This window comes from Pseudomonas sp. Root401 (assembly GCF_001425105.1).
GTDB classification, from domain to species: Bacteria; Pseudomonadota; Gammaproteobacteria; order Pseudomonadales; family Pseudomonadaceae; genus Aquipseudomonas; species Aquipseudomonas brassicacearum.
Map to the genome: position 1 here is coordinate 62,875 of NZ_LMDO01000020.1, position 9,483 is coordinate 72,357.

The following is a 9,483-nucleotide window of genomic DNA, read 5'->3' on the forward strand; positions in this document are numbered from 1 at the left end:
AGCCAAAATCGTGACTCCAGCATTGAATCACGAAAGCTGATCATTCAGTCATCACCCTCCAGTTCCAACATGAGCCCGCTCAAGCGCTTGACCTTGCGCCGCACCGCCTCCTCAAACACCCCCGCTCGCGGCTCAATCAGGCTGAACCATTGCTTGCCCCGAGTAATGGCGGTGTACACCAACTCCTTGGTCAATACCGGGTTCAGCGCATCCGGGAGAATCAACGCGGTATGGGTGAATTCCGAGCCCTGGGATTTGTGCACCGTCATGGCATACACGGTTTCCACATCATTCAGGCGGCTGGGCAGGACGAAACGCACACCGCCCTGACCGTCGTTGCGCGGGAAAGCGACCCGCAGAACCTGTTTTCCAGCATCAGGCCCGTCACGCTCGGGCAACTTGAGGGCGATACCGATATCGCCGTTCATCAGCCCCAGCCCATAGTCGTTGCGGGTCATCAGCACCGGGCGTCCTTCGTACCACTGATGATCGCTATCGATAAGGCGTGCCTTGAGCAAGGCGGCGGTGATTCGCAGGTTCAGTCCTTCGACGCCCCACGGACCTTTGCGCACCGCGCAAAGCAATTGGAATTCGTCGAAGGCCGCCAGGACTTCCCGGGCCCAATCGGTCCAGCAACGATCTTCCAGCGGGCGAGAATTGACCGGGCGTCGCTGCCGTAGCAGGCTCAGGTAATGCCGATAACCCTGGGGCCCATCTGGCTTGCCGTCGAGTAACAGCCTCTCCAGTTTCGTGTCGTGTTCACTCGCCAATTTCAGGGAAGACAGATCGGCATGCTGCCCTTGCTCCAGCAACTGACGGGCTTTTTCAGGCTGCTGCTGGTTGACCCAGCGAGCCAGCTGACCGATCCCGCTGCCTTCGCCGAAGCGCCGGGAATGCCTGAGCATGACCACTTGCTGTGCCAGGGGATGAGTGCCGTCGAGGTCCTGTTGCAGGTCACTGGCGGCCAGGTTTTCACCACTGACCGACTCAAGCCAGGCTCGGGTCCGGGGGCTATACCAGCCCTCCTCGGCGTCTCGACACAAATCCCCAAGCACCGCACCGGCTTCTACAGAGGCCAACTGGTCCTTGTCCCCCAGCAACACCAACCGTGCATGGGCCGGCAGCGCATCCAGCAGATTGGCCATCATCTCCAGGTCGATCATCGACGCTTCATCGACCACCAGCACATCCAATGGCAAGCGATTGCCTGCATGGTGGCGAAAATGCCGGGTACCGGGGCGGCTACCCAGCAAACGATGGACTGTCGTGACGTCGCAGGGAATCCGTTCGCGCACCGCGTCGTCCACATCCAGGGTCCGGACCTGCTGGCTGATGGATTCGGTCAGGCGCGCCGCCGCCTTGCCGGTGGGCGCGGCCAGGCGAATCCGCAGCGGCTTCCCAGCTTCGACGGCCGGTGCCTGCAGCAGCGCCAGCAGGCGCACAACGGTGGTGGTCTTGCCGGTGCCCGGGCCACCGGTCACGATACTGAAGGCCCCGCGGGTCGCCAGCGCGCAGGCCAGTTTCTGCCAATCGATCGGGCCGCTGGCATTGGCTGGCCCGAACAACCCGTCCAAACGCTCGCGCAGGTCGCCGGGCGCCGCTTCATGCTCGATAAGCCGTTGACGCAACGCTTCATCGATTCGCCGTTCATAACCCCAGTAGCGGCGCAGATAAAGACGCTTGCCAGACAACACCAACGGACGTTGCTGCGCCTCTTCGCTCCCATCCACGGCCAGGGCCACCAGACGACTGGACGCCAGGACCTTGCACCAATGGACTCCGTCCAGTGTCGCCAATATTTGCGATGGCAACAGCATCACGCCCGTCTGCAGGTCACCCTCGGGAGGCAGCGACAGAGCAAAATCCGGTTCCTTGAGGGTCTCGAACACATCCAGGCAAACATGCCCGTGACCCAGTTGATGACTGGTCAGCGCAGCGGCGAGCAGGACCAATGGATCATCGTCAGGTGCCAGCTCATGGAGGAAGGCCACGAAGGCCTTGTCCAAGGCGCGCAACCAGCCGCGCTCGACCCAGCGCGTCAGTAACAACAGCAGGTCCTGCGCACGGCTCAAGGGTGCCAACTCCACCAGGCTTTGGTCGTCGGACGATTTAGGCAGCAGGTCGGCAAAAGAACGACTCATAGCAATTCCCCCTGTACCCACGCCGGCTCGGCTTTGGGTTCGGGCGCCCCCTGGAACAGGCGATCCAGTTGTTCGATCAATGCCCGTGGCGGCTTGGTGAAATACACCCCCTGACTGGCCGAGCGGGTTCCGCGAAGGAACAGGTACAACGCGCCGCCGACATGCCGGTCGTAGTCGTAATCGGGGAGCCGTGCCTTGAGCTGGCGATGCAGGGCCAAGAGGTACAGCACGTATTGCAGGTCGTAGCGATGGTCCAGGATCGACTGTTCCATGGCCGGTACGGTGTAGGCCATGTCATCGACACCCAGCCAGTTGGATTTGTAATCGGCCACGTAGTACCGACCGTCGTGCTCGAACGTCAAATCGATGAAGCCTTTGAACATGCCGTTGAGCAGCACCGGCTCCGCCGCGACGCGGGCCACACCGCCATGGGTGAACCGGCAAACCAGCTGGTCGAGCTTTTGCACATCGACCTTGTGGCTGGCGAACCAGAACTCCATCTCCACCTGGAATTGGCTCAGGTGTTCAAGCACCACTGGCGCCTGGTCGTTGCCAACGTGCATGGGCATCTTGATCAGGTGCTGCAGCCAATCGCTCAGCGTGGTGATCCAGCCTTTCCAGCCTCGGCGATTGCAGCGTCGGCCAATGGCATCCTCGATATCCGCAGGCGCCGATGAAAAACCCTCCCCGGCGGCCCACTCCAGCAGGCCATGCAGGAAAGTGCCGGGGTTGGGGCCACGGGGAAAACGGTGGATGTCGCCACCGACAGCGATGGTCTCCCTGGGAGCGTCCGGGTCCAGTCGTTCATCGTCAAACAGTTTCTGGGCCTGGGGACTCTCTGGCGCGGTATCGCTACCTTCGCTCAGGCTTTCGCTGATGCGTAAGGCACTGTAGGACGCGATCCACCAGTTCTCGCTGGCTTTTCGCAAGGGCACCAAGGGTTCAAGCAACACGGCTTCGTTGCGCGGGGGCCGGTAGTGCTCGTCGGTGGCTTCGGGCATTGGCTGGTAGCTCACCGCGTCGCTGCCTTGTTGCAGGTCTTCCAGCCAACGCCTCAACTCCACCGACTCGGTCAGCGGTGCACCACCGCCCAATAGATACCCCAGCGCGGACACATGGAGGATCGAGCGATTGTTGCTGCCCCGCTTGAGATCCGCGACACCTAGCCAGCAGGCATGTTGTGCACGGGTCAGAGCCACGTAGAGAAGCCGCAGATCCTCGGCCAGACGCTCGTCATCGGCCTTGGCGATCAATTCGGCAGTGGGCTTGAGGCTGATCTGCGCCTTGTTGGCCTCATCGTGGTAGTGCAATGGCAGTCGACTGCCGTCCACCGGTTTCGTCGAGCAGATGAAGGGCAAGAAGACCAACGGATATTCAAGCCCTTTGGACTTGTGGATCGTGACCACCTTGACCAGTTGCTCATCGCTTTCCAGGCGCAGGATCTGCTCTTCTCCCGCCTGCCCGGACAAGGCCAGGTGCTCGGACAAATGCCGGATCAAGGCTTGTTCGCCATCCAGTTCACCGGCCGCCTGCTGCAACAGTTCGCAAAGGTGCAACAAGTTGGTCAGCACCCGCTCGCCATCGCTGCGCGCCATCAAGGCCTGGGGCAGTTCGAAATCATGCAGCAGGCGCCGCAACATCGGCAGCACGCCCTGGCTGCGCCAGACCGTACGATAACCGCGGAACTGCATGACCCGGGCTTCCCAGGCCAGCTCATCCTGATTGAGACGTTCCAGTTCCGTCAGCGACAGGTTCAACGTGATGCTGGCCAGGGCCGCCCGTAGCGGTCGTTCGGCATCCGGCTCGGCACAGGCCTTGAGCCAGACAAGCAAATCACGCGCTTCCTGCGAGGCAAAGACCGAATCCTTGTCGGACAGATAGACACTGCGCACGCCTCGCGCGGACAACGCATCTCGCACCGCCTGCGCTTCTTTACCATCGCGCACCAGGATGGCGATATCTGCCGGGCGCACGCCTCGCAGCACTTCTCCATCGACCGTGAAGCCGTCGCGTCCCGACTGGCCGCCGTTGAGCAACGCCGTGATCTCACTGGCACAGGCGGCCGCCATCGATTGTCGATACACCGCACCGGAAAGCGGCTGCTCCGACGACAGGTGCCAGATGTTCAGCGCCGCGACCGCCTGCCCAGCGACCTGCAAGGACTCCTTGCGCCCCTGGGACTCAACGGACAGGAACGGCACCGGGTTCTCGCCCGAAGGCTCACGGAACAGAAAAGCCCCACGCCCCGTCGGGCGGGACTCGGCATTCTGGAAAACATGGTTGACCGCATCAACCATGGCATGGCTGGAACGGAAATTCGTGCCCAGCGTGTGCAGCCTGCCAGCAGTGGCTTCGCGAGCGCGCAGATAGGTATAGATGTCGGCACCGCGAAAAGCGTAGATCGCCTGCTTCGGATCGCCGATCAGGAAAAGTCCGGTCCCGGGGTCGTTGTCTTCGATACGGTAGATGCTTTCGAAGATCCGGTATTGAACCGGGTCGGTGTCCTGGAACTCATCGATCAGCGCCACCGGAAACTGCTCGCGGATCAGGCTCGCCAGACGCTCGCCTCCGTCGGCCTGCAGGGCTGCATCGAGACGCAGCAGCATGTCATCGAAGCCCATCTCGGCGCGGCGACGCTTCTCTGCCTCGAAGCGCGCCCCGACCCATTGCGCAGCATGCTGCAGCACGGCGGCATCTGGTGTGGGCAACGCATCCAGGCTGGCCTTGAGACTGGCCATGGCGTCCAACCCGGGGTGGTTGGGCACTTCACCTTTCCAGGCTTCGGCCATGCCCTCGGGCGTCAACCGCGAGAACCCGGTGCCGATGTCCAACAGCTCAAGGCTTTCGTCATCGACCCAGGCAGTGATTTTCTGAAACCACGGTTCGAAGTAACGCGCCTGCATCTTGCGCCCATCGACAGACTTGCTGGCAACGCCTTGCTGGCAGATCTGCAACAGTTCCACCACCCATTGCCGCCACGGCGCCTTGAGATCGAGCAAGGCGGCACTGCGCTCCTGCAAGGCCGCTGCGATGAGTTCGGCAGGCTCAAGTCCGTCACCATCGCCACGCTCGCTGGAAAACAAACCTCGCACCCGCGGCAACAGTGCAGCAGGCCCTCCCCAATGGGTACGCACCCAGTTCAGTGCCTCGCCTTGCATCGAATAGCAGAACAACCGCCAATAATCGCGCAGAACCTCGCCCAGCAATTCGCTGTGGTCGGTTTCCAGGGTCTGGGTGAACAGGCTACCGCTGTCAAAGGCGTGCTCACGCAACATGCGCTGGCACCAACTGTGGATGGTCGAGACGGCCGCTTCGTCCATCCACTGCGCAGCGATGTCCAGCCGGTTCGCACAGCCAGGCCATTGGTCAGCGTTGAACTCATCGCGCAACGCGGCGATCAGCGAGTCCGGGGCGGGAATTTCGTCACGGAAGAAACGCGCTGCTTCGGCCAGACGGGTGCGAATTCGTTCACGCAACTCTTTGGTGGCGGCATCCGTGAAGGTCACTACCAGGATTTGCGGTGGAAGCAACTCGCGGCCAAAGCCGGACGCCGAACCGCCATGCCCCAGCACCAGACGCAGGTACAACGCCGAAATGGTGAAGGTCTTGCCGGTGCCGGCGCTGGCCTCGATCAGTTGGCTGCCACGTAGCGGGAAAGCCAGGGCCAATGGTGTCTGTCGACTCATGAACGGGCTTCCTCGCCGACCAATGAACGCCATGGGGCTTCGAGCAACGGCCGGTAAAGCGCATCGCACCAATCGGGGAATGTTTCGTCAGCCATCAAGGCATCGAAATCAGGAAACTGTCGAGCCAACGCCGGACTTTCCCGCCGTTCGCCTTCAAACGTCTGTCCATCGCCCTCATAGGCTTTGCGAGCCGCCGCTTCGGCCTTGACCGGATCGGTCTGGCCGAGCCAGGCGAAAGCCGTCTTCACCGCGATCGGTAGCGGCTGACGCATACCGGTCTGCCAGGCCAGCAGCATGTCGCCCAGCAGCCTTTGTGCGACAGGCTCCTCAAAAGGTGCCAGCAGCAAGCTGTCATCACTGGCCACCAGCGCCGTCGTCAACGACAAACCATTAGCGCAGGCCACGAGATGGTTGACCCAAGGCCGTATCAGGCGATGCCACTTACGGGTCTTGGAGGAGCCGATGCTGTTGGGTATGGCCGTGATGGCGAGGACCGCACCGTCGGAACGCTGATGCAAACCACTGAGCCACCCGTCGACATTCACTCCCTGCAATTGCAGGCTGACTGGCACAGCGCTGACCGACGGTGTCGGCCATAACGCCAGAAGCTGTTGGTAACGCTGGAGCAGATCCGGCAGGGGTTCGATCAATTCACGCTGCATGCATTCACCGAAACCGGCCATGGGTAACAGGCCACTGTTCTGCAGTCTTTTGGCGTGCGCGGTGAGGGCAAGATCCGGCTGGTCCAGGCGTACCAGGGCGGCCTCGAGCAGGCTGTCACTCAGGCTGTAGCGTTGCAGCGCATCGAGCACAAAAGGTTCGTCATCAGCCAGAGGCGCTTCGATGGCCTCGAAGAACACCTTCAACCGCTGACTGAAGAAATGGCGGACAGGATTGCGCAGGAAGTCCTGCAACTGCCCGAGGCCCAAGGGCTCCTCCTGGACATAGGGTTCCAACACCTGGTTTTTGTCGGTGTGATCGCAAGCGTCATGGAGCATCCGCCATTCGCTGGCGTAGCTGAACAGCGCGTCACCTTGATGGAAATAACGCGCACTGAACGGTTGCAACGGATGCTCCTGAGTCAGGGCATCGAGAAGAGGCTTGCTGTCATCCGCCAACCGCCAGCCACTGGCGAGATGATCGCGCAGTTGGCCGATCAACACCGATGCCGGGCGCTCGCTGTTGTCGCGAATACTGCGCCCCACCCAACTGATGTACAGCTTTTCCCGGGCAGAAAGCAGCGCTTCCAACAGCAGGTAGCGGTCGTCCTCACGGCGGGAACGATCGCCCGGGCGATAATCGCCGCCCATCAGGTCGAAATCCAAAGGCGGCTGGGCTCGTGGGTAATCACCATCATTCATCCCCAGCAGGCACACCAGCTTGAAGGGGATCGCGCGCATCGGCATCAACGTACAGAAGTTGACCGCGCCGGCCAGGAAGCGCTGGGACAGTCGACCCTGATCCAGTCCGGCCAACCACGCCTCACGCACCACCGTCAGCGGCAATTCATCGTGCAGCCCCACCGACTCACAGGTTTCCAGCCAGGTTTCACGCAAGTCTTCGAGTTGAGCCAGCAAATAGTCGTCATGCTCGTTGCTTGCCTGGAAAAACAACTGCATCAGATCTTGCAGGCGTGAACCCCATTGCTGCGGCGACGCCGGCCGAGTGAGTTCCTGATGGGCGACTTCCAGGGCATCCAGCAAAGCAACCAGGGGACCGATCAACGACGCATCCAGGCCACCGATTTCGTCATAGGGCTCAATGCCCTCATAAGCGTTCGAACTGCCGACGGCATACCCCAGCAACATGCGACGCAAGCCGAAATGCCAGCTGTTCTGCTCAAGCTCGGCAGGCAGGCCCAAGCCGGCACGGTGTTCGGCGCTCATACCCCAGCGAATGCCGGCACCTTCGATCCAGCGGTGCAGTGTCGGCAGGTCGGCCTCATTAATACCAAACCGTTCGCGCAACGCCGGGACATCCAGCAGATCGAGGATTTCGCTGACCGGAAAGCGACTGTCCGGCAGCTTGAGCAAATGCTCGACGGCGATCAGCAATGGATCACGTCCACGCTGGCCCTGGTCGGTCAGCGTGAAGGGAATGAATCGCGGGTCGCTCCTGTCGAGCTGGCCGAACACTGCGCGAATGTGCGGTGCATAACTGTCGATGTCCGGGACCATGACGATGATATCCCGTGGGCGCAGGGTCGGATCCGCACTGAAGTGGGCCAGCAATTGGTCGTGGAGAATTTCGACTTCACGCTGGGCGCCGTGGGCCACATGAAAGCGAATCGAGCCGTCTCGCTCCGTATCGACGACAGGCCAGTGTTCCCGGGTTTCCTCCAGGGGGCGCAGCTCCAGGATGTCATCCTGCAACTGGCTGAGAAGGGTCGTGGGGGTTCCATCAGTGAACAGGTCAATTCGCCCATCGCGAAATACCGAGCGATAGCTGTTGGGGTCATCGTAGCTGTCGAGCAGATTGATATAGTCGCGCCCTTGCTTGCCCCAGGCGGCCAATAACGGATGGGCATGTTGATGCAGGGTTTGCGGATCGAGGACGACGGGCATGCCAGCCTTGCGTGCCTGGCGCTTGTATTGGTGACGCAGCAAATCCTTGTCGGCGACGATGTCCGCCCAATGATGGCGACACGGGTTATGCACGCAGAGTAGAACCTGGCTGAACCGGGAAAGGCCGGCGAGCGCCTCCAGGACCTGGGCAGGCAACGAAGAAATACCAAACACGATGACCCGTGCGGGCAGGCCTTTCGGAGCGACTTCCAGGCTGTTGATACGCTCAATGTAACGCTGATGAACGCCGGCACGGCTTTGCGCCATGCCTTGTTCCCCCACATCCAGCAGCAAGGCTCGCCACAGTTCCGCTTGCCAGCAATTTGCCGGCGCGAGCGGTTTGATTTCGCCTCGGACATTTCTTGTCTGGTGTCGACCTTCCGCCCAATCCTCAAGCCAATCGGCCCGGTAGACCTGGTACTGGTCGAATAGATCGGCAAGACGCTCGGACAGTTGATAGCGCTTGCGCAAGTCGGTGTCTTGGGTAAGGAATCGTCGCAGAGGTTCGAAATGAGGCTGCTCGATCAACTGCGGCAGCAGGCGCATCAGCCGCCAGGTTAGCGGAGCCTTATCCAGCAGGGACTTGGCCGGAATTTCGTCGCGTCCCAGGACTGTTCGATAAAGCTGCCACATGAAACTGCCCGGCAGCTGTACATCAATGGCTGCCGCAATACCGCAACCGCCGGAATCATCGTCTTCCGGGTCTTCAGCCAATGCGAGCTTAAGCCATTGGGCAATGCCGTTGCTCTGTACCAGGGCAATTTCATTTTCAAGGGGGGCCAGCGGATAACGCCGCATCAAGCTGATCACCAGGCTGCGCAACTCATCAAGGCGATTCCCATGAACCACCATGAAAGCAGGGCTGAGGGACGTTGCGTCCGGCATGAAAGGCATCCTTGAAAATGCAAAAGCTAGGGGCAGAACCTTAGCACTGTCGGGGGGTTGTGACAGCCAGGAGCTTTCCGCGCTTGTCGTAAGAACTTTCCCGCGGGCAAAACAAAACCCCTACCTGCATCAGCAGATAGGGGTTTCGGAATTTAATCTTGACGATGACCTACTCTCACATGGGGAAACCCCACACTACCATCGGCG

At 61.0% G+C, this 9,483-nt stretch carries 4 protein-coding genes; 1 reads left to right on the forward strand and 3 read right to left on the reverse strand.

The annotated features are described in order from the left end of the window. Positions 1-44 precede the first annotated feature (44 nt). Genes recD through recC form a run of 3 tightly spaced genes read right to left on the reverse strand, consistent with a single transcriptional unit; the run spans position 45 to position 9,276 of the window. Positions 45-2,141 (reverse strand): exodeoxyribonuclease V subunit alpha, encoded by a 2,097-nt coding sequence (gene recD / locus ASC85_RS16360; RefSeq protein WP_057450492.1) that lies wholly within the window; start codon positions 2,139-2,141, stop codon positions 45-47. Next, positions 2,138-5,827 carry an exodeoxyribonuclease V subunit beta gene (gene recB, locus ASC85_RS16365; protein WP_057450493.1) on the reverse strand — a complete coding sequence of 1,230 codons (3,690 nt, stop codon included), beginning with the start codon at positions 5,825-5,827 and terminating at the stop codon, positions 2,138-2,140. Before recB ends, recD begins: the two co-directional genes overlap by 4 nt. Then, on the reverse strand, positions 5,824-9,276 hold the full coding sequence (gene recC, locus ASC85_RS16370; protein ID WP_057450494.1) for an exodeoxyribonuclease V subunit gamma: 3,453 nt from the start codon (positions 9,274-9,276) through the stop codon (positions 5,824-5,826). Before recC ends, recB begins: the two co-directional genes overlap by 4 nt. Here recC and ASC85_RS33165 point away from each other — a divergent pair. Next, positions 9,275-9,483: hypothetical protein (locus tag ASC85_RS33165; RefSeq protein ID WP_236712367.1), on the forward strand; the 209-nt coding region annotated here is incomplete at its 3' end. The two genes, recC and ASC85_RS33165, sit on opposite strands and share 2 nt — an antisense overlap.